The organism is Geminicoccus roseus DSM 18922 (assembly GCF_000427665.1).
Classification (GTDB): Bacteria; Pseudomonadota; Alphaproteobacteria; order Geminicoccales; family Geminicoccaceae; genus Geminicoccus; species Geminicoccus roseus.
The window spans coordinates 5,081,361-5,107,186 of record NZ_KE386572.1 but is presented as its reverse complement, the minus strand read 5'-3'; the positions used below and the strand labels follow the sequence as shown (position 1 = coordinate 5,107,186).

Sequence of the window (25,826 nt, the reverse complement as noted above, 5' to 3'; positions counted from 1 at the left end):
GGCGAGGTCACGAGACCTCCAGCACCTTGGCCTTTTCCGCCGCTTCCGCGGCTCGGGCCTGCTTGATCAGCTCGTGGGCCCGCAGCAGCACCGGCCGGACATTGGCGCCGGTGGCCGCCGAGATCAGCTCCGGCTTCTGGCCGCAAGCCTCCTCCAGGCTGGCGGCCTTGCGGCGCAGCTGCTCCTTGCTCAGCGCATCGACCTTGTTCAGGCAGACGATCTCGGGCTTGTCGACCAGGCCGTGCCCGTAGAGCTCCAGTTCCTTGCGGATCGTCTTGTAGGCCTGGACGATCTTGCTGTCGGTGCCGTCGATCAGGTGGATCAGCACCCCGCAGCGCTCGACATGGCCAAGGAAACGGTCGCCCAGGCCCGCCCCTTCCGAGGCGCCCTTGATCAGGCCGGGGATGTCGGCCAGCACGAAGGTGTCGTGGTCGAACTCGATCATGCCGAGCTTGGGCTCGAGCGTGGTGAACGGGTAGTCGGCGATCTTGGGCCGGGCGCGCGAGGAGGCCGACAGGAAGGTCGACTTGCCGGCATTGGGCAGCCCCACCAGTCCGGCATCGGCCAGAAGCTTCAGCTCCAGCCAGATCCAGCGTTCCTCGCCGGGCCAGCCGGGCTCGGTCCGCCGGGGCGCCCGGTTGGTCGAGCTCTTGAAATGCTGGTTGCCGCGCCCGCCGTCGCCGCCCCGGCACAGGACCAGGCGCTGCCCGTCCTCGACCATGTCGGCGATGATGGTCTCCTTGTCCTCGGCAAGGATGCGGGTGCCGACCGGCACCTTCAGCACCGTGTCCTGGCCGTTCTTGCCGTGGCGCTCGGAGCCCATGCCGTTCTGGCCGCGCTGCGCCCGGAAATGCTGGGCGTAGCGGTAGTCGATCAGGGTGTTCAGATCGCTGGTGGCGATCACGATCACCGAGCCGCCCTTGCCGCCGTCACCGCCGTTCGGACCGCCGTCCGGGATGAACTTCTCGCGGCGGAACGATGCGCACCCGGCGCCGCCATGGCCGGACTGGACCCAGATCTTGGCGCTGTCGAGGAAGCGCATCGTCGTATTTCCAAACAGAAAACGGCCGGGGGGAGCCCCGGCCGTCACGTCATCTTCGGAAGAAGAGAGGAACCGGAGTTACTCAGCAGCTTCCTTGGCCGGGACGACCGAGATGTACTTGCGGCCCTTCGGGCCGTCATGGAACTTCACCTGCCCGTCCTGGACGGCGAAGATCGTGTAGTCGCGGCCGAGGCCCACGCCGTTGCCGGGGTGCCACTTGGTGCCGCGCTGGCGGACGATGATGTTGCCCGACACGACCGACTCGCTGCCGAACTTCTTCACGCCGAGGCGCTGGCCGGCCGAATCACGACCGTTCCGCGAAGAACCACCGGCCTTTTTATGCGCCATGGGATGTCTCCACTCCTGGATCGTCGCCGACTGCGGCCGGAAACGATGCTCATTAACGAGAAAGGGCCAAGGCCCGAAAGCGTTCCGATCATCCGGCCATCAGGCCGCGACGATCTCCTGGATGCGCAGCACGGTCTTCATCTGGCGATGGCCGGTGCGGCGGCGGTAGTGCTTCCGGCGGCGCTTCTTGAAGACGATGATCTTGTCGTCCTTGTCCTGCTCCAGGACCGTGGCGGTCACCTTCGCGCCCGCGACCAGCGGGGAACCAACGACGGGAGAGTCACCACCGACCATCAGGACTTCAGTGAGCTCAACGGTTGCACCGGCTTCCACGGGCAGCAGTTCGACGCGGATGACCTCGTTGGGGGTCACGCGGTACTGCTTGCCGCCGGTCTTAACGACTGCGTACATGGGACGAAGATCCTGCGGTCGGAACGTGCCGAACAACACGGCACGCCGGATATGGCTACCCGGACGGTGCGCGGACTATAGCCATGGTCATCGGCATGTCAACGTTCAGCTTCATGGCGTGACCGCCACGGGGCAGGAACGGCAACTCATTGGATCAGCGAGCTTATTTGGCGGCCTCCTCCCGGGCGGGCTCGGCGGGCCGCCAGGACTGCGCCGCAAAATGGGCGGCGACCGCCTCGATATCCGCCGGGGAAAGGCCGGGCACGACCTTGTCCATGAGATGCGCGTAGCGGGTCCCGCCGCGGGCATGGTCCTTCCAGAGATGCAACTGCGCCTCCAGATACCAGCCCTCCTGACCGTCCAGCAGCGGGAACACCGGGTTCTCCACCTCGCCCCGGCGGTGGCACCGGCCACATGGCGGAACCCGCGCCTCCGGCAGGCCCCTGGTGGCGATCACCTGGCCCTCCGCGGATCCCGGGCGCTCCGGGCCTGCCGGTTCCGGTGCCGGCAGTGCCGCGTAGTAGCGGGCCGCACGCTCCAGATCGTCCCTGGACAGGCCGGCGGCGGCGAACTGCATGATGCCGCTCTCCCGCCGCTTGTCGGCGAAGGCGTGCAGGCTCTCGCGCAGATAGGCTAGGCGCTGCCCGGCAATGACCGGGAAGGCACCGTCCTGGCTGCCGCCATCGGCGCCGTGGCAGGCCATGCAGTTTTGGATCACCGGGTCGCCGGTTGCCGCCGCGCCCTCCGGCGGAACGCCCACGAGAGACAGGTAGCTGGCGGCATCCAGGCGGGGCAGGGCGCGCAGGAACGACACCATCGCCCAGACCTCGTCGTCCCGGGCCAGGGAGATCCAGGCGGGCATCCCGCTGAACTTCACCCCATGCTTGACGATCACGAACAGCTCGGAGGCGGTCCACTCCTCGGCGGAACGGGTCAGCAGCGGCGGTGGCGGGGTCATCTGCTGCGGCAGGGCCCGGCCGTCCCGCGCCGGAGAGCCATGGCAGAAGGCGCAGCTCGTCTCGAAATGGCGGGCGGCGCGGCGCACCAGGGCCGGGTCGTCCAGGTTCGGCGGCGGCTCCACCGACAGGGCCCTGGTCTCCACCGACTGCTGCATCGCCCAGTGCAGGGCAACGTTGGTGATCGCCCAGTGGCCGGAGCTGGCGCCGACGCTGATGAGGCCGGACCAGGCGACGACGAGTCCCGCCAGAGCCAGCGCCAGGGCCGCCCAGACCAGGTAGCGCAACCTGATCGTCATGACGGCGCTCCCCGAGCGCCGGCGCCGGTCGGCTCGCGGAACAGCCTCGCCATCAGGACGAGGCCGCCCAGGAGGTAGGAGGCGCCTCCCACCAGCAGCATGATGATGCCGCCGACCTGCTGGTCGGCGAGCTGGTGGTCCGGCATTGCATGGCCGCCATGGTCGTAGAGCGGGCGGGTGGCGAAGGCCAGGAGCGCGCCCAGCAGGGTCATGTGAATCGAGGTGAGCAGGAGGCCGAGCGTGCCGAGCAGGCTGCGGCCGGCGCGGCCGCTGGCGGCAAAGCCCAGGCAGGCGATCCAGACCAGCAGCCCGGACAGGAGGAAGCTGCCCTGCTCCAGGGCGAACATCCCGGCATGGCTGCGGGCCGCCTCGTGGGGTCCCGGCGCATGCCAGCCCCAGACCACCAGCAGTTCGACCAGCGAGGCGGGCAGCGGACCGAACAGAAGCGGGCGGCCGGGCGAGGGGTCGACCCGCGTCCCGGCGATGCTGGCGGCCATCAGCGGTGCCGCCACCGCGACCACGCCCATATGCATCGCCATGTGGGCGGCGAAGCCATGGCCGGCCACCGCCTGGAGCGGGCCGCCCCAGACCAAGGCCAGCATGAGAATGCCTGCCAGAAGAAAGGGCCAGCGCATCAGCGGCAGTCCGAGATGAACAGGGCCGGCATGGCGACGAAGATCACGCCGACGAAGCTCAGGCAGCTCACCAGGAAGGTCGAGACGCCCAGGAAGCGCTCGCGGTCCTGGCTGGTCGGCTCGTCATAGGGCGGCAGTTCCGAGCCGATGCTCCAGTGGTGCCTGGCGGTCACGGCGGCCACCACGATCAGGCCGGCAGCGGCGACAGTCGCCACCGCGATGACGATCCGGGTGCCGTCCAGGTCTGCCGCGCGGCCGAACTTGGCGCAGGCGATGGCCGCCACGACGTAGCAGAACAGGAAATGCAGCGCCCAGACGGTGGGCGGGGTGATCAGCGTCCAGAGATTGGCCTTCTCGCGCCAGAACATCCGCGTCGCCCTCACGCCACCAGGGGGAACAGGGCGATCACCATGACCGTGACGATCGCGGTGATCGCGGCGAAATGCCAGTAGAGCACGACGTTCTGCAGATCGATGTCGTGCCGGGCCGTCAGCTTGCCGGCGAGGCTGCGGGCGATGCAGTAGCCCTGCATCAGCACGCCCACCACCAGATGGATCGCCGACCAGAGCACCAGCACCCAGACCGTGGCGTCGTAGACGTCGCGGGTGGGGACCAGGCCGGTGGTCCAGGGCGCGTAGAGCAGCAGGGCGGCACTCGCCAGGGCGAGCAGGACGCTGGTCGCCATCAGCTGGGCTGCCCGGCGCTCGCTGCCGCCACGGTTGACCGCCCGCGCCCGGACCATGCAGAGCCATGCGCCGAAGGCCACGGCAGCGGCCAGCAGCGGGTAGGTCAGGCCGGGGCCGGTTGCGTCCGGGGGCGGAAAGTCCGGCTGGATCGTCCAGTAGAAGTAGTAGGCGAACACGAGGCTGGCGAAGGCGGTGCCGTCGCCGACCATGGTGATGAACATTGCCCACCAGCCGACCGATTGCGGCCCGGACTTGTAGAGCGGCAGCTCAGCGTCCAGGCCGGCATCCTTGCTGGCTTTCTCCGGGATCATCGCGGTGCCGGTCCACAGCCACGCCATGATCACGCCGATGCCGACCACGCCGGACAGTGCCGCGGAAATCCACCAGTGGAAGGTGGCGGCGATAAAGGAGCCGCCCACGAAGATGGCGGCGATCATCGGCAGGAACGACGGGCCGGGCAGGCGCAGGACCTGGACCGGCTCCGCATCCAGCACGGTGGTGATCAGCGTCTCGCGCTTCATCTCCTTGGCGTCGGGCAGGTAGAAGCGTCCCTCGGCGATCTGCCGGGCCAGGCCTTCCTGTTCCCAGAGCGGATAGCGGCTGGTGATCACCGGTACCGAGCGGATGCCCCAGGGATTGCCCGGATCGAGCGGCGCCCATTCCAGCGTGCCGGCGTTCCAGGGGTTGTGGGCGGCCTTCAGCTTCTTGGCGAGCGGGCGGATCAGGTCGAAGGTCACGACCAGGACGCCCGCCGCCATGACAAAGGCGCCGACCGTGGAGACCAGGTTCAGCACGTCGAAGCCGAGATCCGCCGGATAGGTGAACACCCGCCTGGGCATGCCGCGCAGGCCGGTGAAGTGCATCGGCAGGAAGGCGATGTTGAACCCGGCGAACATCAGCCAGAACGCCCATTTGCCCAGGCGGACCGACAGCAGGCGGCCGGTCATGAACGGGTAGAAGTAGTAGATCCCGGCCATCAGCGGGAAGAACATCCCGCCGATCAGGGTGTAGTGCAGGTGGGCGACCACGAAGTAGCTGTCGTGGACCTGCCAGTCGAACGGCGCCAGCGCCACCATGACCCCGGTCAGACCGCCGAACACGAAGATCGCGAGCGCGCCGGTCGCGAACAGCATCGGGATGGCGAAGATCACCTTGCCGGCGAGCATCGTGGCGACGAACACGAAGATCTGCACCCCGGTCGGGATCGCCACGGCCTCGGAGGCGGCCGAGAAGAAGCCCAGCGAGATCGCGGGCATGCCGATCGTGTACATGTGGTGGGCCCACAGCCCGAAGCTGAGGAACCCGGTTCCGACCGCGGCCAGCACGATCCAGCCATAGCCGATGATCGGCCGCTGCGAGAAGGTGGGCACGATCATGGCGAGGAGCGCGATCGAGGGCAGGAAGACGATGTAGACCTCGGGATGGCCGAAGATCCAGAACAGGTGCTGCCAGAGCACCGGGTCGCCGCCGCGCGCCGGGTCGAAGAACGGCCAGTCGAACATCCGCTCCAGCTCGAACAGGATGTCGCCGGCGATCAAGGGCGGGAAGGCGAACAGGATCATCCCCGCGACGATCAGGATGTACCAGCAGTAGAGCGGGATCAGGTTGATCCGCATGCCGGGCGGCCGGCACTTCAGCACGCCGACGATCAGTTCCACCGCCGCGGCGATCGAGGCCACCTCGATGAACGACAGGCCCAGCAGCCAGATGTCGGCGCCGATCCCGCTCAGCTCGGGGTCGGTAGTGAGCGGCGGGTACATGAACCAGCCGCCGTCGGGGGCGGCGTTGAAGAAGATCGAGCCGGCGACGAACACCCCGCCGATCAGGAAGCACCAGTAGCCAAAGGCGGACAGGCGCGGGAACGGCAGGTCGCGCGCCGCCAGCATCTGCGGCAGGACCACGATCGCCACTGCCTCGAAGATCGGCACGGCGAACAGGAACATCATCATCGTGCCGTGCAGGGTGAAGAGCTGGTTGTACAACCCTGCCGAGACGAGGTCGTTTTCCGGCACCGCCAGCTGGCTGCGCATCACCAGCGCCAGCGCACCGGCGAACAGGAAGAAGAAGAACGAGGTGGCGGTGTACCAGACCCCCACCTCGGTGTTGTTCACCGCCGACCAGTAGCGCCAGGATTTGGGCGTCGCCCAGACCTTGCCCAGCCGCTCCTCCTGGCCGCGGCGGCGCTCGAGGTCGGCCTGTTCGCTCATCGTCGCTTCGCTCATCGCAGGCTACCCAGCCAGGTCGCCAGGGCGACGAGGTCGTCCTCCGGCAGCATGTCGTAGGGGGGCATCCGCACCCCCGGTTTCAGCGCCTCGGTATGCGCGACGAAGTGGGCGATGTTCTCGGGCGTGTTGTCCAGGATGCCGGCGCCCACGGTGTGGCGGCTGCCCAGATGGGTGAGGTCCGGGCCGATCGCGGCGCCGTCGCTGATCCCGCGCACGGCGTGGCAGGCGCCGCAGCCGTTCTGAAGGAAGACCTGCTCGCCGCGGGCGCCAGATGGAACGGCGGGGCGGGCCTCGGCTTCCAGCCATCGCGCGAAGGCGTCAGGCGCCATGACCTCGGCCGACATCGCCATGAGCGCGTGGGAACTGCCGCAGAACTCGGCGCAGGCACCCCGGTAGATCCCTGGCCGGGTCGGGCGGAGCATCTGCCGGTTGGTGCGCCCCGGGATCATGTCGGTCTTGCCGCTGATCGACGGGATCCAGAAGGAATGGATGATGTCGGTGGTGGTGAGCACCACCTCCACGTCCGCCCCGGCCGGCAGGCGCAGCTCATTGGCGGTAACCACCGAGGGGAGCCCGTCGCGCAGGTAGGTGACCCGCCACCAGAAGCGCTCGCCTGCGACCTCGATCCGCAGATCGCTCCCCTCGGCGCGCAGGAGCGGCATCAGCCGCAGGCCATGGGCGAGCAGGCCGGCCAGCACCAGGGTCGGCACGATCGCGCCGGCCCACAGGATCATGTTGAGCGCCCGGCGCTCGCTCCAAAGACGCTGGTCGCTGCGCGAGGCGTAGATTGCGGTGCCCAGGACCAGCGTCCAGATGACCCCGGCACCTGCCAGCATCTGCCAGAACAGGGTCGCGATCTCCTCGGCCTCGACACCGGCCGGATCGAGGGCGGACTGGGGACCGCTGCAGCCGGCCAGGGCCAGCAGCGCGACCGGCCAAAGGAGGCGGCGATGCCTGGACGTCCGGATCATTGCGGGGAGGGTCGGGCCACTCACGAGCGGGGGAGACGGTAGGCGATGAAGTGGTCGCCGGCCTTGGTGCCGAGCGAGCCGTGGCCCCCGGCCGTCACCAGCAGGTATTGCGCGCCATCGGACCCGGCATAGCTCATCGGCGTCGCCTGGCCGCCCGCGGGCAGCCGATCCCGCCAAAGCTCCTGGCCGGTGGTGAGGTCGAAGGCGCGGACATAATAGTCCAGGCTACCGCTCATGAAGGCTACTCCACCGGCAGTGATGATGGGGCCGCCCAGGTCGGGGACGCCCATCTCGAAGGGCAGGGGAACCGGAGAGCGGTCGCGCACCGTGCCGTTCTTGTGCATCCAGGCGATCTCGCCGGTGCGCAGGTCGGCGCCAGCGACATAGCCCCAGGGAGGAGCCTGGCAGGGCAGGCCCAGGGGCGAGGTGAACGGCGCCAGCTCCACGGCATAGGGTGCTCCATAATTCTCGTTCAGCCCGGGCTCGCCTTCGGAAACGTAGTTTTCCTGCTCGTTCTCGCGCGGGATCAGCCTTGAGGTGAAGGCCAGGTAGGAAGGCGTGGCGAACAGGACCTGCCGGACCGGGTCGACCGCGATGCCGCCCCAGTTGAACACCCCGAAATTGCCCGGATAGACGAGGCTGCCCTGGAGCGACGGCGGGGTGTAGCGGCCCTCGTAGCGGTAGCCTCGAAAGGCGATCCGGCAGGCCAGCTGGTCGAACATCGTGCCGCCCCACATGTCCTGCTCGGTCAAAGGCGGCGGCTGGAAGGACAGGGCGGAAACCGGCTGGGTGGGTGCGGTGAAGTCGCCAGGCGCAGCACCCTGCGGAGCCGGCACTTCCCGGACCGGCAGCACCGGCTCGCCGCTGCGCCGGTCCAGGACGTAGATGTCGCCCTGCTTGGTCGGGGCCACCAGGGCCGGCACAGTGCCCTCCGGCATCGCCAGATCGACCAGCGAGGGCTGGGCCGGCACGTCCATGTCCCAGAGGTCGTGGTGGACCGTCTGGAAGACCCAGCGCAGTTCGCCGCTGGCAAGGTCCAGGGCCACGATCGAGGAGGAGAAGCGCTCGTCCTGCGGGGTGCGGTTGCCGCCGAACTGGTCCGGCGGGGCATTGCCCAGGGGCACGTAGACCAGGCCCAGTTCCTCGTCGACGCTGGAGATGGTCCAGTTGTTCGGGGTGCTGGGTGTGTAGGTTTCCCCAGAGGGGATCGGTTCGGTCCTGCCGGGCTGGCCCGGGTCGAAGTTCCAGACCAGGGCCCCGGTATCGACGTCGTAGGCGCGGATCACGCCGGCGGGCTCGGTCGTCGAGACGTTGTCGTTCACGGCGCCGCCGATCACGATCAGGCCCTTCGTCACCACGGGCGGCGAGGTCGAGTAATAGAAGCCAGACTGGACGTGGGGCATGTTCTCCCAGAGGTCGATCTGCCCGTTCTGGCCAAAGCCGGGGCAGACCTGGCCGGTCCTGGCATCGAGGGCGATCAGGCGGGCGTCGGCGGTCGGCATGAAGATCCGCTGGGCGCAGGAAGCGCCTTCGGCGGCATCCGGATCGACATGGTAGGAGACGCCGCGGCAGGTCAGGTGCTGCCGGTTGGTGTCGTCCGGGACCTGCGGGTCGAACCGCCAGCGCTCTTCCCCGGTCTCGGCGTCCAGTGCGATCACGAAATTATGCGGCGTGCAGAGATAGAGGGTGTCGTCGATCTTGAGAGGGGTGACCTCGTAGGTCGTCTCGTTGGGATCGTCCGGCCGGCGCACGTCGCCGCTCTGGTAGGTCCAGGCGATCTCCAACTGGTCCACGTTGGCCGGCGTGATCTGGTCGAACGGCGCGTAGCGACGGCCAGCGCCGGTCCGCCCATAGGCATGCCACTCGCCCGGAGGGACGCCTTCCGCCAAGGCCGAAAAGTCTGCGACCGCCGCCTCGGGCAGGGTGCCCCGCTGCTCGTTGGAAGGGGTGAGATAGGCGTAGCCGCCAAGCCCCACCGCCAGGACCAGGGTGATGGCCATGGCCAGCCCGCCGCCATGCAGGGGCCCGGGCGGGCGCGCTGCCGCGCCGCCGGTGAGCCTGCGGGTGATCCAGGGAAGCAGGAGCCAGATCCCGAGCGGGACGACCACGTCGCCCCTTGGCGCCAGCTGCCACCAGTTGAAGCCCACTTCCCAGACCGCCCAGGCCATCGTCGCCAGCACGACCAGGGCGTGCACCCACAACGCAGCCGGGCGGCGGCGCAGCAGGAGGCCAGCCGTGACCAGGAAGCCCAGCGCCGCCAGCACGTAGTACCAGGAGCCGCCGATCGCGAGCAGCCAGCCCCCGCCAAAGGCCAGGGCCAGGCCGATCAACAGGAAGACCACGGCCGTGGCGACGATCATCAACGGCTCCGGAACGCGGGATCCAGGACGGCAGCGCAGCACCGGTAAAAAGCTGCCGAAGCTGCTGCTGCTGATCCCAGTCCAACGTTCACGGGCGCAGGTTGTTCCGGCAGGCCTTGCGCGAAGACGCCATCAGCCGGCGCGCACCCATACCGCCGTGTCGTGGAAGGCGCCGCCGCCATTGGGGAAGCCGGGCTCGGCCGAGATCAGCGTGTTGACGCAGGTGCCGTCGGCGAAGCCCTCGCTGGGCCAGATCCCCTCGATCACCACCGTGCCCGGATGCTGGCTGGTGCGTCCCTTGGCGTGGACCCGCACGGTCCCGCGCCGGTTGCCGACCAGCACCGGGTCGCCGTCGCCCAGTCCCAGGCCCGCCATCGAGTCCGGATGGAGCAGGGCGGTCGGGCGTATCTCGCGGGCGCGGCCGCTCTCCATCTCGGTGAAGCTGGAGTTCAGGAACTGCCTGGCCGGTGCCGCCACCAGCCGGAACGGATGCTCGTCGCTCGCGTCCTCGATCACCGGCTGATGGTCGGGCAGCGCCGGCATGGAGTGGTGGCGGGGACCGATCTCGTGCCAGGGCGGGGCGAAGCGGAAGCGGCCGTCCGGCGTGGCGAAGCCGTCCGGGAAATGGCCGCCGGCATGGCTGGACAGCACGTCATGGCCGCCGCTCTCGTAGATGGCCTGCGCATCCGGCATGTTCTTGCGGGCCAGCATGTCCTCGATCAGCGCCCATTCGCTCATGTGGAAACCCGGATGGTCCGCGCCGACCCGGCCGGCCAAGTCGCAGATGACCTGGTGGTTGCTGCGGCACTCGGCGAACGGCTCGAACAGCTTGCGGGTGACCTGCACCGTGGCATGGGCGCTGGCGGTGTAGAGGTCGTCGTGCTCGACGAACATGGTGGCGGGCAGGACGATGTCGGCGAGCTTCGCCGTGTCGGTCATGAACTGCTCGTGGACCACGGTGAACAGGTCGTCGCGCAGGAAGCCCTGGCGGACCAGGCCGCTCTCCGGGGCGACCAGGGCCGGGTTGGTGTTCTGGATGAACAGGGCGGTCACCGGCGGGCCGTCGCCCAGGTCGCGGCGGTCGCCCGCCAGGATCGGGCCGATCCGAGACTGGTCGAGGATGCGGACGCTTGGATCGAGCACGTCCAGGCCCTCGATCATGGTCTTGTCGAAGCCGTAGATGTCGCTCATCGAGTAGAGGGCGCCGCCGCCCTGGTGCTGCCAGGCGCCGGTGATCACCGGCAGGCAGGACACCGCGTGCATGGCGGCCGAGCCGTTCTTCTGCCGGGTGAAGCCGTAGCCGACCCGCAGATAGGACGCCTGCGTCCCGCCATAGAGCCTGGCCACCTCGCGGATCCGCTCGGCCGGCACCCCGCAGATCGATTCCGCCCATTCCGGCGTCCGCGCGGCGAAATGCTCCTCCAGCCTGTCATAGGGCAGGTCCGCGAAGCGGGCCAGGAAGGCTCGATCGGCGAAGCCCTCGGCGAACAGCACATGGGCGATGCCGCAGGCCAGCGCCCCGTCGGTGCCAGGCCTGGGCGCAAGATGGACGTCGGCAATGTCGGCGGTGCCGGTCCGGTAGACGTCGACCACCACCACCTTGGCGCCGCGCTTCTTCGCCTTGGCGATGTGGTTCATCATGTTGACGTGGGTGTGGACCGGGTTGGTGCCCCAGATCAGCCACATCCCGGCATGCTCGCCGGCCTCCACCGGCGAGACGCCCCAGCGCTTGCCGTAGCCGGCCCGCCAGCCGGCATCGGACAGGGTCACGCAGAACGTGCTCTGCTGCCGGCTGTACTTCTTGGCGTGGCGCAGCCGCTCGATGCCGTCGCGCTGCACGTAGCCCATGGTCCCGGCATAGAAATAGGGCCAGACCGCTTCGGCACCGTGCTCGCGCTCGGCCGCCAGCAGCCCTTCGGCCACCCGGTCCATCGCCTCGTCCCAGGAGATCCGCTGGAACTGGCCGCTGCCCTTCGGCCCGGTCCGGACCATCGGGTAGGCCAGCCGGTCCTTGTGGTGGTAGCGCTCGGCGTAGCGGCTCACCTTCACGCACAGCGTGCCGGCCGTGTACGGGTTGCGGCTGGAGCCGCGCATCTTGCCCATGCTGCCGTCGGCGCGCCGCTCGACTTCCAGGGCGCAGACCGACGGGCAGTCATGGGGGCAGGTGGTGGGAAGGATCTCGCTCATGGCGGCAGGATGGTCGCGCGGCGGGCAGCGTTCAAGCCGCTTGCAGGCGCGCCTGCCATTGACGCTCCCGGGCGGGTGCGGCAGCAATGGTGGGATTCACCATCTCCGGCTGTCCAAATCCCCGAAGGAGCTTCGCAGCGAGGTGTGTGATGGCATTGTCCGTTTCTACCCGTGCGCCTGCCGCAGCCGCTTGCCTGCTCCTGGCCGGCTGCGGCACGCTCGTGCGCCTGAACGCTGTGCCGGTCGAGCAGCAGGAACAGGCGGAGATCGCCGACCTGCCGGAGGCGCGCTACTGGGGCGACGGCGATCCCACGGCGTTCCAGAAGGCCATGATCACCTCGTTCTTCCGCGAGCAGGCGCTGCGAAGCCCGGCTGAGCGCGGCCAGCCCCTGCCGCCGGCGGAGTTCCTGGCGATCTCGGGCGGTGGCGAGAACGGCGCGTTCGGCGCCGGGCTCCTGGTCGGGTGGACAGCTGCGGGGACCCGGCCCCAGTTCAGGGGGTCACCGGGATCAGCACCGGCGCCTTGACCGCACCCTTCGCCTTTCTCGGCCCGGACTATGACGACGAACTGCAGCAGGTCTGCACCACCATCACGGCGCAGGACGTCCTGCAGCCGCGCGGCTATCTGGCTGCCCTGCTGCAGGATGCGCTCGCCGACAACTCGCCTTTGCGGCAGACGATCGCGCGCTTCGTCGACCAGGCCATGCTGGAGGCCATTGCCGCCGAGTATGGCAAGGGGCGGGTGCTGCTGATCGGCACCACCAACCTCGACGCGCGCCGCCCGATGATCTGGAACATCGGCGAGATCGCCGCGAGCGGGCATCCTAATGCCCTGGAACTGGTCCACGACGTCCTGGTCGCCTCGGCGGCCATCCCGGGTGCGTTTCCGCCGGTGATGATCGACGTGGAGGTCGGCGGCGAAGCCTATGAGGAAATGCATGTCGACGGAGGGGCCAGCGCACAGGTGTTCGTCTACCCGCCGGGGCTCAACGTTCGCGCCACCTCGCGCGAGGGCCACGTCGTGCGCGAGCGCCGGCTCTATGTGATCCGCAACGCCCGGCTGGACCCCGAGTGGGCGCAGGTCGAGCGGCAGGCCCTCGACATCATGGAACGGGCGGTCACCTCCCTGATCCAGACCCAGGGCATAGGCGACCTGTACCGGATCTACCTCGAGGCCGAGCGCGATGGGATCGACTTCAACCTGGCCTACATCCCGAAAAGCTTCACCATGCCGCTCAATGAGCCGTTCGAGACCGACTACATGAAGGCCCTGTTCACGGTTGGCCGCGATCTCGCGGCCGACGGCTATCCCTGGGCGAAAGTGCCGCCGGGCTTTACGGCCCCGACCATCGAGCCACCGGTCGAAACCCAACCGGTCGGGACCCAAGCGGGCGGCTAGGCGACCCGGTGCAGCAGCTGCTCGCCGGTGCCCAGCCGCCGCACGTTCTCGGCAATCACCGCCAGCGAGCGGTCCCAGGTCTCCCGGGTCAGCCAGGCGCTGTGGGGCGCCAGCACGACCTCGTCGCGGCCGAGCAGCGGGTTGTCCTGCTCGAACGGCTCGGTGGCCAGCACGTCCAGCCCGGCTCCGGCCAGGCGGCCATCGTCCAGCGCCGCCAGGAGGGCCGCCTCGTCGACCAGGCCGCCACGGGCGGTGTTCACCAGGATAGTGCCGGGCCGGACATGGGACAGGGTCTGGGCGTTGACGATCTTCGCCGTGTCGGCCTGGAGCGGGATGTGCAGGGAGACGATGTCGGCCCGGGCGAACAGGTCCTCCAGCACCATGACCCGCTCGCCCGGCTGGCCCTCCGCGTCGGAACGGTGCCAGCGCAGCACCTTGCCGCCCAGCGCCTCGATCACCGGGGCCAGCCGGCGCGGCACCGCGCCAAAGCCGACGAAGCCCACCGTGCGCCCGGCGATCTCGCCATAGCTGCCGGCGGCCTGGATGGCGTCCGACCAGCCCTCTCCGGCGCGCGAGGCGCGGTCCTGGACGGTCACCCGGCGCAGGACCGAGAGCATCAACAGGAGCGCCTGCTCGGCGACGGCGGCGGTGTTGGTGCCGGGCATGTTGCACACGGCGATGCCACGCGCCCTGGCCGCGTCCAGGTCGATCGTGTTCACCCCGACCCCGATCTTCTGGATCAGCTTCAGCTTCGGCCCGGCCTCGATATGCCTGGCGGTCACCGGATCCAGGGCGTGCAGCAGCACCTCGGTGTCGGCCATGGCCGCCACGACCTGGTCCTTGTCGCGTGGCGCCACCACCCGGACCGGAAAGGACAGCCGCTCCAGCCGACTTTCGAGCCAGCGGTCCGCCTGATAGACGAGCAGGGCATTCATCCAGGTCACCTCAAATCGGACAACAGAACACGATGAGCCGGACCAACCGTCCCCCTGTCATCGATGGCGACATCCTGGCCGTGCTTCGGCGGGCCGGCCTTTGTGCCATCGACTCGGTTCCGACCATGGCGCCGCTGACCGGCGGGGTAAGCTCCGACATCTGGCGTATCGACCTGGAGGACGGCGCGGTGGCGGTCAAGCGTGCCCTGGCCAAGCTCAAGGTCGCCAAGGACTGGCAGGCGCCGGTCGAGCGCAACGTCTACGAGGCTGCTTGGATGGAGGAGGCGCGCCGCCACGCCCCCAGCGCGGTGCCGAGATTGCTTCATCAGGATGCGGCCGCGGGTGCCCTGGTGATGGAATTCCTGGATCCGGCCGACCATCCCTTGTGGAAGAAGATGCTGCTGGAGGGGGAGATCGTCGCGGACCATGCGCGGGCGGTGGGCCAGGCCCTGGCGGCGATCCATGTCGGTACCGCAGGGCGGGCGGAGGTCGCCGCGGCCTTCCCGACCGACCGGATCTTCCACGAGATCCGGCTGGAGCCCTACCTCCTGGCGACCGCGGAGGTGCATCCGGACCTTGGACGGCAGCTGCGTGGGCTGGCACGGACCACCGCTGCCAACCGGATTGCCCTGGTCCATGGCGACGTCAGCCCGAAGAACATCCTGATCGGGCCGAACGGGCCGGTGTTCCTGGACGCGGAATGCGCCTGGTACGGCGATCCGGCCTTCGACCTGGCGTTCTGCCTGAACCACCTCATGCTGAAATGCCTGTGGCGGCCCGAGGATGCCGGGCGCTACCTGGAATGCTTCGACGCGCTGGCGGAGACCTATCTCGGCCAGGTCGTGTGGGAGAAGCGCGACCGGCTCGAGGGCCGGGCCGCGGCCCTGCTGCCGGGACTGTTCCTGGCGCGGGTCGACGGGAAGTCTCCGGTGGAATATCTCCGCGGCCTGCAGGACCGCGACAAGGTCCGCATGGTCGGGCGGCACTTCCTGGCTCAGGTGCCGGACCGCCTGGCCGCCATCCGCGAGGCCTGGGAACGGGAGAGCACGGCTTGACGCACAGGATCGACAGCATCGTGGCCCGGCGGGTCTGGGACAGCCGCGGCCGCCCCGCGGTCGAGGCCGACGTGGTCACCTCGGGCGGCGCGCTCGGCCGGGCGATCGCGCCTGCGGGCGCCTCGACCGGTTCGGGCGAGGCGCTGGACCGGCGGGATGGCGGGGCCGAATTCGGCGGGATGGATGTCCAGGGCGCGGTCGCCTCGGTGAACGGCCCGATCGCCCAGGCGCTGCGCGGCGCCGAGGTAGGGGATCAGGCCGGCATCGACCGGATCCTGATCGAGCTGGACGGCACCGCGGAGAAGTCGAAGCTCGGCGGCAACGCCACCATTGCGGTCTCGATGGCCGTCGCCCATGCCGCGGCCGCCGCCGAGGGCGTGCCGCTGTGGCGCTGGCTGGGTGGCGATGCGGTCGACACGCTGCCGCTGCCCGAGATCCAGATCTTCGGCGGCGGCGCCCATGCCGCCGGGCGGCTGGACATCCAGGACTTCATGGTGGTCTGCCCGGGCGCTGCGAGCTTCGCCCAGGCGCTGGAATGGACCGCCGAGGTCTACCGCGCGGCCGGTGGCCTCATGAAGGATGCCGGCAAGCTCGCCGGGGTCGCCGACGAGGGCGGCTTCTGGCCTTTGTTCGATTCGAACGAGGAGGCCCTGGGCATGCTGACCCGCGCCATCGAGCGCGCCGGCTACCGCCCCTACGAGCAGGTCGCGATCTCGCTGGACGTGGCCGCCAGCCAGTTCGGCAAGGACGGCCGCTACCGGCTCGCCCGGGACGGCAGCGACCTGGATGCCGCCGGCATGATCGAGGTGCTGGCCGGCTGGATCGGCCGCTATCCGATCGTGTCGGTGGAGGATCCGCTGGCGGAGGACGATGCGACAGGCTTCCAGGCCTTCGCGTCCCGGCTGGGCGGTCAGGTGCAGGTCGTGGGCGACGACTTCCTGGTCACCGACGCCGCCAGGGTGAAAACCGCCGCCGCCGAGAAGCAGTGCGACACGGTGCTGGTGAAGCCGAACCAGCGCGGCACCCTCACCGAGACCAGGGCTGCCTGGGAAGCCGCCAAGGCTGCCGGGATGGGGGCGATCGTGTCGGCGCGCTCCGGCGAGAGCGAGGACACCACCATCGTGCATCTTGCGGTCGGGTGGGGCGTGCCACAACTGAAGGTCGGCAGCTTCACCCGGTCGGAGCGGATGGCCAAGTGGAACGAGGCGATCCGCGTCGAGGAACAGCTCGGCCGCTCCGCCCGTTTCGCCGGGGCGCTTCCCTATCGCAGCAAGGCGGCCTACCGGGCATGAGCCGGAAGACCATTTCCGAAAGTATCAGTCCATGAGCGATCAGACCCCCGTCACCGTGCTGACCGGCTATCTCGGTGCCGGCAAGACGACGCTCCTCAACCGCATCCTCACCGAGGACCACGGCAAGAAATACGCCGTGATCGTCAACGAGTTCGGTGAGATCGGCATCGACAACGACCTCCTCGTCGAGAGCGACGAGGAAGTGTTCGAGATGAACAATGGCTGCATCTGCTGCACGGTGCGCGGCGACCTGATCCGGGTGATCGAGGGGCTGATGAAGCGCCGCGACCGCTTCGACGGCATCGTGATCGAGACCACCGGCCTCGCCGATCCGGCCCCGGTCGCGCAGACCTTCTTCGTCGACGAGGACGTCGCCAAGAAGTCGCGCCTGGACGCGGTGGTGACGGTGGTGGACGCCAAGCACGTCAAGCAGCGGATCGAGGACAGCCAGGAGGCGGTCGACCAGATCGCGTTCGCCGACGTGATCCTGCTCAACAAGACCGACCTGGTGGATGCCGACGAGCTGGCGTCGGTGCGCCGCGCGATCCGCTCGATCAACCGGTTCGCCAAGATTCACGAGACCCGCAATTCCAGCGTGCCGCTGGACCAGATCCTGAACCGCGGCGCGTTCGACCTCGCCCGCATCCTCGAGCTCGATCCGGAGTTCCTGGAGCATGGCCACGATCATCACCATGATCACGACCATGACGCCTGCGGCCCGGACTGCGGCCACGACCATCACCACCACGGCCATGATCATGACCATGGTCACGACCATCACCACCATCACCACGACGACGAGCACATCGCCCATTCCGGTATCAGCTCGGTGTCGCTGAAGGCGGACCGGCCGATCAACCCGGACCTGTTCGAGCGCTGGTTCGGCCAGATCCTGGCGGAGCAGGGGCCGAACATCCTGCGCTACAAGGGCATCCTGGACATCAAGGGCAAGGACGAGCGCTTCGTGATCCAGGGCGTGCACATGATCCGCGACGGCGACTTCCAGCGGCCCTGGAAAGCCGGCGAGCCGCGCTGGAGCCGCCTAGTGCTGATCGGCCGCGAGCTCGACCGCGCGGCGCTGGAGACTGCCTTCGCCGCCTGCGTGACGTCGTGATGGCGGGTCCTCCCCGGCTGCCGGCATCGATCGTCGCGACCGGTGCGCCGGTTGTCGCCCTGCACCAGGTCGGCGCCATGGTCGCGGCGGCATTGGGCGACGGCCGGATCTGGTGGGGCGAGCCGGACGACATCGCGTCGCAGCCGGTTGAGCCTGCCGTGGCCCATGACGGCGCGCTGCTCTGCGCGGCGGTAGGGCCGGACGGCAGGTCGCTTCTGTCCGGCGGCGACGATGGCCGGCTGGTCCGCCTGCAGCCCGGCAGCGAGCCGGAGGAGGTCGCGAAGGCGCCGCGCCGCTGGATCGCGGCGCTGGCGACCGATCCGCAGGGCGGCAACATCGTGTTCGCCGCCGGCAAGGAAGCCCGCGTGCTGGGCAAGGACGGCCGGGAGAAGGCGGTGTTTGCCGACCATCCCTCGACCATTGCCGACCTCGCCCTGGACGCCAAGGGCAAGCGCCTTGCCGTGGCCCATTATGGCGGGGCCAGCATCTGGTGGACCGAACTCGCCAAGCAGGAGCCCAAGAAGCTGGCCTGGAAGGGCAGCCATGTGCGGATCCGCTTCGACCCCACCGGCCGCTACCTGGTGACGGCCATGCAGGAGAACGAGCTGCATGGCTGGCGGCTGGCGGACGGGCAGGACATGCGGATGTCCGGCTATCCGAGCAAGCCGCGCGCCCTGGCCTTCTCGCCGGATGGCAAGAAGCTCGCCACCGGCGGCTCCGACACGCTGGTGGTCTGGGACTTCACCGGCAAGGGGCCGATGGGCAAGGCGCCGGATGAGCTGGGCGACTACTGCCAGGTCCCGATCACGGCGCTGGCCTTCCACCCGACCCTGGCGATCGTGGCGGCCGGCCATGCCGATGGCAGCGCCAAACTGCTCTCGTTCGGCTCCGAGCGGACCATACCCCTGGACAATCCGGGCGCGGACATGGTGACGAGCCTGGTGTTCTCCCGGGACGGCAGAAAGCTCTATGCCGGCACCGAGGATGGCGGGCTCGCCTCCTACCTGATCGCGAACTGAACAAGAAGCGCCGGGACCGACGGCCCGGCCGGGCCGCTCGGGCCGGGATGGATCTGGATGCGCGTCGACCTCCGCGAGACCCTCAGTCTCGCCCTGCCCGTGATGGCGGCGCGCGCCGGCATCCTGGTGATGACCGCGGTCGACACGATCATGACCGGTCGGTTCGGCGCCGAGGAGCTGGCGTTCTACGCGATCGGCAACGCGCCGTTCCTCCTGTTCATGCTGCTGGGCATCGGTCTCGCCACCGGCACGGTGGTGCTGGTCTCCCAGGCAATGGGCGCCGGCCAGCCGGGCGAAACCGGGCGGATCTGGCGGATCGCCTGCCTGGACACGGCGCTTCTGGGCCTTGCTACCGCCCTCCTGCTTCTGCCGGGCGAGACGATCCTGAGCTGGCTCGGCCAGAGCCCCGAGGTCGTCGCGGGAGGAGCCAGGGTGATGCGTGCCTTCGCGCTGGCGATGCCGGCCGTCCTCCTGTTCGCGGTCACCAGCTACTTTCTGGAGGCGATCAGCCGGCCCCATGCCGGAATGGCCGTGATGTGGCTGGGCAACGTCCTGAACCTGGTGCTCAACTGGATCCTGATGTTCGGCCCGTTCGGCCTGCCGATGCTGGGTGCCGAGGGAGCTGCCCTGGGCACCTCGATCACCCGCTGGGTGATGGCGGCAGCACTGATCCTCTACGCGTTCCGGTTTGCCGGCCATCTTGCCTATGGCGTGCGCGGCCCGCTCGGCGACGTGCGCGGCGTGCGCCGCCGGCTGTTGCGGCTGGGCCTGCCGTTCGCAGCGTCGCAGGGCCTGGAGAGCAGCGCCTTCCAGTTCATCCTGGTGATGGCCGGCTGGCTCGGCACCACCCAGCTGGCCGCCCACCAGGCGGCCATGAACCTGAACGCGCTGCTCTACATGCTGACCCTGGGCGTGGCGACCGCCACCTCGGTCCGGGTCGGCCATGCGGTCGGCCGGGCCCGGCCGGACCAGATCGCGCGGGCCGGCTGGGTCGGCACCGGCATGGGCCTCGCGATCATGCTGGTCTGCGCGCCGTTGCTTGCCGGCTTCCGCCAGCAGATCGGTGAACTCTATGCGGCCGACCCGGTGGTGGTGATCGCGATCGCCTCCACCATCCTGGTGGTGCTGCCGACCATGCTGATGGACAGCGGGCAGGGCATCGTCACGGCGGCGCTGCGCGGCACCGGCGACACCTGGATCCCCACCGCCATCCATGTGAGCTGTTTCTGGCCGGTGATGGTCGGCACCGCCTGGTATCTGGCGTTTCCTGCCGGATTGGGCCTGGCCGGATTGTGGTGGGGGTTGTTCACCGGGCTTGCGCTCGCATTTCTACTGTTGAGCCTGCGCTTTGCCGGCCGCGCCCGACGTCCCGACCCACTCGCACGAGCGTCATGAACGAACTCAAGCGCCTCTTCGACCGGCAGGCGGTCAACCGCAACCGCATCCGCGCCCTGTCCGACCGCGCCTACCAGCCCTTCCTGCTGGACGAGGTTGCCGAGCGCCTGGTCGAGCGGCTTTCCGAGATCCGCCGTCCGTTCCCGCGTGTCCTGGAACTGGGGAGCTGGCGCGGACGGATGGCGGCGATGCTGGCGGAAGTGGGCCTTGGCAGCGAGCTGACCGTGGCCCTGGATCCGGTCGGGGATGCCCTGGACGAAGGCCCTGGCCTGAAAGTCCAGGCCGAGCCGGAACTGCTGCCGTTCGCCGATAACAGCTTTGACCTCGTGGTCAGCGCCCTGGCCCTCCACCATGTCGACGACCTGCCGGGCGTCCTGGTCCAGCTCCGCCGCCTGCTGGCGGCCGATGGCCTGATGCTGCTGGCGCTGCTGGGCGGCGAGAGCCTGATGGAGCTGCGCACCGCCCTGATGCAGGCCGAGCTCGACCTCAAGGGCGGGGCCGCGATGCGGGTGGCGCCGTTTGTCGACATCCGCGACGCGGCAGCCCTTCTGCAGCGGGCCGAACTGGCTCTGCCGGTGGCCGACGTCGACCGGATCACGGTCACCTATGCCGATCCCCTGGCGCTCCTGCACGACCTCCAGTCGATGGGCGAGGGCGGCGCGCTGGTTGACCGGCCGAAGGGCATGTTCCGGCGCGACCTGCTGCTGCGCACCGCCGAAATCTACCGCGAGCGCTTCGCCCGGGAGGACGGCCGGGTGATCGCCCATTTCGAGATCCTGCACCTTTCCGCCTGGAAGCCGCACGAAAGCCAGCAGAAGCCGGCCAGGCGCGGCAGCGGCCAGGTCCGCCTGGCGGCGGCGATGGGCGTGCCGGTGGAAGTGCTGGAGGGAACGGCCAAGCGGGGCGAGACGGGGGGCTGAAATACGCCGCTGGGTGCCCGAGCTTCCAGGCACGCGCCGAGCCAGCCGACCGACGCGCCCAGCACCACCCAGGACACCGCCTGGCTGACGAGCGAGGCGGTGACGGATCCGGCCGCCAGTTCCGGCGGCACCGAGCTGTCCGGGATCCCGGCTGCCGGCTGGCCGATCAGATGCGGCAGGGCGGGCAGTGCCAGGCCGGCGACGGCCGGCGCGGCGGGGGCATGGCCATGAGAGCTGGCGGCGGGTGAAGCTCGGCGGTCACCGCACCCGGGACTCTGGGAGCCAGGGCGAAGGAGGCGAAGCCGGCCAGGCCCCGGAGCAGGGCGGTCCTCCTGGTGTGGCTTGTCCTTTTCCCGCAGCTCGCCGATTGCTCGGACGCGCCTGAAAAGCGTGGCGGCCCGGCCGCTTCCGACTGTCCGCTGGAGCCCCACGCATTGAACGGCCTCGTCCTCGCGACCTTCGTCGCGGTCTATCTCGGCATGGCGCTCGGGCGCTGGCCAGGCCTCAAGATCGACCGCACCGGCATCGCGCTGCTGGGGGCGATCGTCCTGTTTGCGGCCGGCCCGGTATCCGCCGAGCGGGTCCTGGCGGCGATCGACTTTCCCACGCTGATCGTCCTGTTCGGCCTGATGGTCCTTTCCGCCCAGTTCGCGGCCTGCGGGTTCTATGACCGGGTCGCCGCCGGCATCGCCTCGACCGATGCCCGGCCGGCCACGATCCTCCTGGTCGTCATCGTCGTGGCGGGGCTCCTGTCGGCGATCCTTGCCAACGACGTGGTGGTTTGGGCGATCACGCCGCTCTTATGCCGGGGGCTGATCGCGCGCGGCCTCGACCCGCGTCCCTTCCTGATCGCGCTTGCCGGCGCGGCCAATGCCGGCTCGGCCGCCACCCTGATCGGCAACCCGCAGAACATCCTGATCGGCTCGGTGGGGCAGCTGGAGTTTTGGCCGTTCGCTGCCGCCTGCACGCCGCCGGCCATTGCCGGGCTGGCGGCGGTCTGGCTGGTGGTGCGGTGGCAATGGCGCGACGCGTTGGCGGCGCGCCCGGTGAACGGGGAAGCGCTGCCGGTGCCGCCAGTCCAGCGCAGCGCACTGCTCAAGGCCTGCTTCTGGACGATCGTGCTGATGGCCGGCTTCACCACGCCGATCCCGCACACCACCACCGTCCTGGTGGTGGCCGGGGCCCTGCTGGTCAGCCGGACCATGGCGACCAAGCAATTGCTGGGCCTAGTGGACTGGCACCTCCTGGTCCTGTTCGGCGGGCTGTTCGTGGTCACCGCAGCCCTGGCCGACACCGGTCTGCCGGCCATTACGGTGGAGCGGCTGGAGCAGGCGGGCCTCCTGCCGGACCGGCTGGCGGTGCTGGCGCCGCTGGCGCTGGTCGGCAGCAACACGATCGGCAACGTGCCCATCGTCATGCTGATCCTGGGGATCCTGCCCGACCTTCCGGACGGGTCGCTCTTTGCCCTGGCGTCCCTTTCCACGCTTGCCGGCAACCTGCTGATCATCGGCAGCCTCGCCAACATCATCACCGTCGAGCGCGCGCGTGAAGCCGGCGTGCATCTGGGCTTCCTCGAGCACGCCAGGGCCGGCATCCCGATGACCATCCTGGCCCAAGCGCTCGCGATCCTGTGGCTCTACCTTGCAGGGTACGTCATGATGTGATGGTCCCAGCCGCGGCCCGATCGATTTTAGGCCGTGCCTGCTAGCCCCAGTGTTCCCGTGAGGCCGCCATGCTGACCAAGGATCTCGCCAGCGCTCCGAACGATCTCGAGAGCTTCTGGATGCCGTTCACCTCGAACCGGCATTTCAAGAAGAACCCGCGCCTGCTGGTGAAGGCGCAGGGGCTGCACTACACGACCCAGGACGGCAAGCAGCTCCTGGACGCCACGGCCGGCCTGTGGTGCGTCAATGCCGGTCACGGGCATCCCAAGATCGTCGAGGCGATCCAGAAGCAGGCGGCGGAGCTCGACTTTGCCCCCTCATTCCAGTGGGCGCACCCCAAGTCGTTCGAGCTGGCCTCGCGTCTGGCCCATCTGTTCCCAGGCGACCTGGACCACGCCTTCTTCACCAATTCCGGATCCGAATCGGTCGACACCGCGCTCAAGATCGCGCTGGCCTACCAGCGCGCCCGCGGGCAGGGCACCCGCACCCGGCTGATCGGCCGCGAGCGCGGCTATCACGGGGTCGGCTTCGGCGGGATCTCGGTCGGCGGCATGGTCAAGAACCGCATGCATTTCGGCTCGATGCTGACCGGCGTCGACCACCTGCCGCATACCTATAGCCTGGAGCACCAGGCCTACTCCAAGGGCCAGCCGAGCTGGGGCGGCCATCTGGCCGACGAACTGGAGCGGCTGGTGGCGCTGCACGACGCCTCGACCATCGCCGCGGTGATCGTGGAGCCGGTGGCGGGCTCGACCGGGGTGCTGGCGCCGCCGGTAGGATACCTGCAGAAGCTGCGTGAGATCACGAAGAAGCACGGCATCCTCCTGATCTTCGACGAGGTGATCACCGCGTTCGGCCGGCTCGGCAAGGCATCGGCTTCCGACTATTTCGGGGTGCAGCCGGACCTGATGACCACCGCCAAGGGACTGACCTCGGCCACCATCCCGATGGGGGCGGTCATGGTCTCCAAGGAGATCTACGAGACCTTCATGGAGAACGGCGGCTCGGAGAAGGCGATCGAGCTGTTCCACGGCTACACCTATTCGGCGCATCCGATTGCCTGCGCGGCGGCCCTGGCCACGCTGGACGTCTACAAGGACGAGGGCGTGTTCGAGAACGCGGCGTCCCTGGAAAGCTACTGGGCCGACGCGATCCACTCGCTGAAGGGCAAGCGCAACGTCATCGACATCCGCACGATCGGCATCATGGGGGCGGTCGAACTGTCGTCGCGGCCGGGAGCGCCGGCGGAGCGGGCCTACGACGCCATGCTGCTGGGCTACGAGAAGGGCATCATGCTGCGGATCACCGGCGACACGATCGCGATGTCGCCGCCGCTGGTGCTGACCAAGGCCCATATCGACGAGATCGTGGACAAGCTCGGCTCGGTGCTGGACGAACTCGACTGATCGGAAGCGGGATCCGGGACCGACACGAGGTCGGTCCCGTTCCGTAGAGGGAGCGGCGCGGTCGCTTCGCTCAGACCTCCACCTCGCTCCCGTCCTGCGGCCAGCGGGTGTGGAAGGTGCCTTCCTTGTCGAAGCGGCGGTAGGTGTGCGCGCCGAAATAGTCGCGCAGGCCCTGCAGCAGGTTGGCAGGGCCGCGCTCGCGGCGCAGGCCGTCGAAATAGGCCAGGCATGAGGCGAATGCCGGCACGGCGACGCCGCTCTGCACCGCCAGGATCACCACGTCGCGCCAGGCCTGCTCCGCCTTGAGCACGCCGTCGCGGAAGTAGGGCTGCAGGAGCAGGCTGGGGGCGTCGGCATGCGACGCGTAGCCTTCCTTGATCCGGTCCAGGAACGCCGCCCGGATGATGCAGCCACCCCGCCAGATCGTGGCGATCAGGCCGAGATCGAGATCCCAGCCATATTGTTTGGAGGCCACCTCGAGCTGCTCGAAGCCTTGGGCGTAGGCGACGATCTTGGAGGCATAGAGCGCATCGCGGATCATGGCGATCTCGGCCGGGCCGGCCTTGCGCTGGGCCATCGGCGCGTGGCTCAGCGCCTTGGCGGCGGCGGCGCGCTGGGCGGGACGTCCGGACAGAGCGCGGGCGAACACCGCCTCGGTGATCGCGGTGATCGGTACGCCCAGTTCCAGGGCCGACTGCGCGGTCCAGCGCCCGGTGCCCTTCTGCTCGGCCTCGTCGCGGATCATGTCGACCAGAGCGGATCCGGTCGCGGCGTCCTGCTTGGCCAGCACGATCGCGGTGATCTCGATCAGGTAGGAGTCGAGGTCGCCGGTGTTCCAGGTCGCGAAGACCTCGGCGATCTCCTTCGCCTTCATGCCGTAGACCGTGCGCATCAGGTCGTAGGCCTCGGCGATCAGTTGCATGTCGGCATATTCGATGCCGTTATGCACCATCTTCACGTAGTGGCCGGCGCCATCCGGGCCCATGTGCGCGCAGCACGGGGTGCCATCGACCGAGACCGCCATCTTGGTGACCATCGGCGCGATCCGCTCCCAGGCGGCCTTGGCGCCGCCCGGCATCATCGATGGGCCTTCCAGCGCGCCCTCTTCGCCGCCGGAGATGCCCATGCCGACGAACAGGATATTGCGCGCCGCCAGCTCGCGCTCGCGCCGCCGGGTGTCCGAGAACAGGGCGTTGCCGCCGTCGACGATGATGTCGCCTTCATCCAGGTGCGGGACCAGCTCGGCGATCACGTCGTCGGTCGGCTGGCCGGCCTTGACCATGATGATGATCGCCCGGGGCTTCGACAGGGCGGCCACGAACTCCTCGACCGACCTGGTGCCGACGAACGCGCCCTCGTGGCCATGCTCGGCCAGGAGATGCTCGGTCCTCTCGTTGCTGCGGTTGTGGACGGCGACGCGCAGGCCCTTGCGCGCCGCGTTGCGGGCAAGGTTGGCGCCCATCACCGCGAGACCGGTGACGCCGAGATCGGCCAGTTCCGTCATGTC

The 25,826-nt window shown here is 69.1% G+C and carries 22 protein-coding genes; 10 read left to right on the top strand and 12 right to left on the bottom strand.

What is annotated here, in order from left to right; translation table 11 throughout:
- Nucleotides 1-7: 7 nt before the first annotated feature.
- The 10 genes from obgE to GEMRO_RS0124900 all read right to left on the bottom strand — a co-directional run bounded on the left by obgE (nt 8) and on the right by GEMRO_RS0124900 (nt 12,120).
- Nucleotides 8-1,042: a GTPase ObgE gene (obgE, locus tag GEMRO_RS0124945; protein WP_027136195.1), complete on the bottom strand. Its 1,035-nt coding sequence runs from the start codon at nt 1,040-1,042 to the stop codon at nt 8-10.
- Between the two features lie 78 nt (nt 1,043-1,120).
- Entirely contained in the window at nt 1,121-1,390 is a 270-nt protein-coding gene (rpmA, locus tag GEMRO_RS0124940) for a 50S ribosomal protein L27 (protein ID WP_027136194.1), read from the bottom strand.
- Between the two features lie 99 nt (nt 1,391-1,489).
- Complete coding sequence (gene rplU, locus GEMRO_RS0124935; protein ID WP_027136193.1) at nt 1,490-1,801, bottom strand: 50S ribosomal protein L21; 312 nt, start codon at nt 1,799-1,801, stop codon at nt 1,490-1,492.
- Between the two features lie 163 nt (nt 1,802-1,964).
- On the bottom strand, nt 1,965-3,056 hold the full coding sequence (locus GEMRO_RS31730; RefSeq protein ID WP_051329455.1) for a c-type cytochrome: 1,092 nt from the start codon (nt 3,054-3,056) through the stop codon (nt 1,965-1,967).
- Entirely contained in the window at nt 3,053-3,691 is a 639-nt protein-coding gene (locus tag GEMRO_RS0124925; RefSeq protein ID WP_035485979.1) for a cytochrome c oxidase assembly protein, read from the bottom strand. The genes GEMRO_RS31730 and GEMRO_RS0124925 overlap by 4 nt, the downstream gene beginning before the upstream one ends.
- The gene (locus tag GEMRO_RS0124920; protein ID WP_027136191.1) at nt 3,691-4,059 is read right to left on the bottom strand and encodes a hypothetical protein; all 369 of its coding nucleotides are present in this window, start codon (nt 4,057-4,059) and stop codon (nt 3,691-3,693) included. Before GEMRO_RS0124920 ends, GEMRO_RS0124925 begins: the two co-directional genes overlap by 1 nt.
- Before the next feature lie 11 nt (nt 4,060-4,070).
- The gene (gene ctaD, locus GEMRO_RS0124915; protein WP_027136190.1) at nt 4,071-6,599 is read right to left on the bottom strand and encodes a cytochrome c oxidase subunit I; all 2,529 of its coding nucleotides are present in this window, start codon (nt 6,597-6,599) and stop codon (nt 4,071-4,073) included.
- Nucleotides 6,596-7,573: a cytochrome c oxidase subunit II gene (locus GEMRO_RS0124910; RefSeq protein ID WP_035485976.1), complete on the bottom strand. Its 978-nt coding sequence runs from the start codon at nt 7,571-7,573 to the stop codon at nt 6,596-6,598. The genes ctaD and GEMRO_RS0124910 overlap by 4 nt, the downstream gene beginning before the upstream one ends.
- Before the next feature lie 20 nt (nt 7,574-7,593).
- Nucleotides 7,594-9,936, bottom strand: a complete 2,343-nt coding sequence (locus GEMRO_RS0124905; RefSeq protein ID WP_027136188.1) for a glucose/quinate/shikimate family membrane-bound PQQ-dependent dehydrogenase — start codon at nt 9,934-9,936, stop codon at nt 7,594-7,596.
- Nucleotides 9,937-10,065: 129 nt separating this feature from the next.
- Nucleotides 10,066-12,120: a molybdopterin-containing oxidoreductase family protein gene (locus GEMRO_RS0124900; RefSeq protein WP_027136187.1), complete on the bottom strand. Its 2,055-nt coding sequence runs from the start codon at nt 12,118-12,120 to the stop codon at nt 10,066-10,068.
- Nucleotides 12,121-12,269: 149 nt separating this feature from the next.
- Between GEMRO_RS0124900 and GEMRO_RS34995 the strand changes: the two genes are divergently transcribed.
- Together GEMRO_RS34995 and GEMRO_RS31725 are read left to right on the top strand one after the other, a co-directional pair.
- Nucleotides 12,270-12,647, top strand: coding sequence for a hypothetical protein (locus GEMRO_RS34995; protein ID WP_205625083.1), 378 nt, complete (start codon nt 12,270-12,272; stop codon nt 12,645-12,647).
- Nucleotides 12,644-13,519 carry a patatin-like phospholipase family protein gene (locus GEMRO_RS31725; protein WP_205625082.1) on the top strand — a complete coding sequence of 292 codons (876 nt, stop codon included), beginning with the start codon at nt 12,644-12,646 and terminating at the stop codon, nt 13,517-13,519. The genes GEMRO_RS34995 and GEMRO_RS31725 overlap by 4 nt, the downstream gene beginning before the upstream one ends.
- On the opposite strand, the gene GEMRO_RS0124890 is transcribed toward GEMRO_RS31725, so the two are convergent.
- Entirely contained in the window at nt 13,516-14,454 is a 939-nt protein-coding gene (locus GEMRO_RS0124890) for an NAD(P)-dependent oxidoreductase (RefSeq protein WP_035488026.1), read from the bottom strand. The two genes, GEMRO_RS31725 and GEMRO_RS0124890, sit on opposite strands and share 4 nt — an antisense overlap.
- A gap of 32 nt (nt 14,455-14,486) precedes the next feature.
- Here GEMRO_RS0124890 and GEMRO_RS35520 point away from each other — a divergent pair, with 32 nt between their 5' ends.
- The 8 genes from GEMRO_RS35520 to GEMRO_RS0124850 all read left to right on the top strand — a co-directional run bounded on the left by GEMRO_RS35520 (nt 14,487) and on the right by GEMRO_RS0124850 (nt 24,319).
- The gene (locus tag GEMRO_RS35520) at nt 14,487-15,509 is read left to right on the top strand and encodes a phosphotransferase family protein (RefSeq protein WP_051329454.1); all 1,023 of its coding nucleotides are present in this window, start codon (nt 14,487-14,489) and stop codon (nt 15,507-15,509) included.
- On the top strand, nt 15,506-16,801 hold the full coding sequence (eno, locus tag GEMRO_RS0124880; RefSeq protein ID WP_027136184.1) for a phosphopyruvate hydratase: 1,296 nt from the start codon (nt 15,506-15,508) through the stop codon (nt 16,799-16,801). The genes GEMRO_RS35520 and eno overlap by 4 nt, the downstream gene beginning before the upstream one ends.
- Before the next feature lie 31 nt (nt 16,802-16,832).
- Nucleotides 16,833-17,915: a CobW family GTP-binding protein gene (locus GEMRO_RS0124875; protein ID WP_027136183.1), complete on the top strand. Its 1,083-nt coding sequence runs from the start codon at nt 16,833-16,835 to the stop codon at nt 17,913-17,915.
- Complete coding sequence (locus GEMRO_RS31720) at nt 17,915-18,934, top strand: WD40 repeat domain-containing protein (RefSeq protein WP_051329453.1); 1,020 nt, start codon at nt 17,915-17,917, stop codon at nt 18,932-18,934. Before GEMRO_RS0124875 ends, GEMRO_RS31720 begins: the two co-directional genes overlap by 1 nt.
- Before the next feature lie 57 nt (nt 18,935-18,991).
- A complete protein-coding gene (locus GEMRO_RS31715) occupies nt 18,992-20,329 on the top strand; it encodes an MATE family efflux transporter (protein WP_051329452.1) in 1,338 nt (445 codons plus the stop codon).
- Complete coding sequence (locus tag GEMRO_RS0124860; protein WP_027136182.1) at nt 20,326-21,249, top strand: class I SAM-dependent methyltransferase; 924 nt, start codon at nt 20,326-20,328, stop codon at nt 21,247-21,249. The genes GEMRO_RS31715 and GEMRO_RS0124860 overlap by 4 nt, the downstream gene beginning before the upstream one ends.
- Nucleotides 21,250-21,683: 434 nt before the next feature.
- Nucleotides 21,684-22,913, top strand: coding sequence for an SLC13 family permease (locus tag GEMRO_RS0124855; protein ID WP_027136181.1), 1,230 nt, complete (start codon nt 21,684-21,686; stop codon nt 22,911-22,913).
- Nucleotides 22,914-22,981: 68 nt separating this feature from the next.
- Nucleotides 22,982-24,319: an aspartate aminotransferase family protein gene (locus GEMRO_RS0124850; protein ID WP_027136180.1), complete on the top strand. Its 1,338-nt coding sequence runs from the start codon at nt 22,982-22,984 to the stop codon at nt 24,317-24,319.
- Between the two features lie 70 nt (nt 24,320-24,389).
- Here GEMRO_RS0124850 and gndA read toward each other — a convergent pair whose 3' ends face one another.
- Entirely contained in the window at nt 24,390-25,823 is a 1,434-nt protein-coding gene (gene gndA, locus GEMRO_RS0124845) for an NADP-dependent phosphogluconate dehydrogenase (RefSeq protein ID WP_027136179.1), read from the bottom strand.
- Between the last annotated feature and the right edge of the window lie 3 nt (nt 25,824-25,826).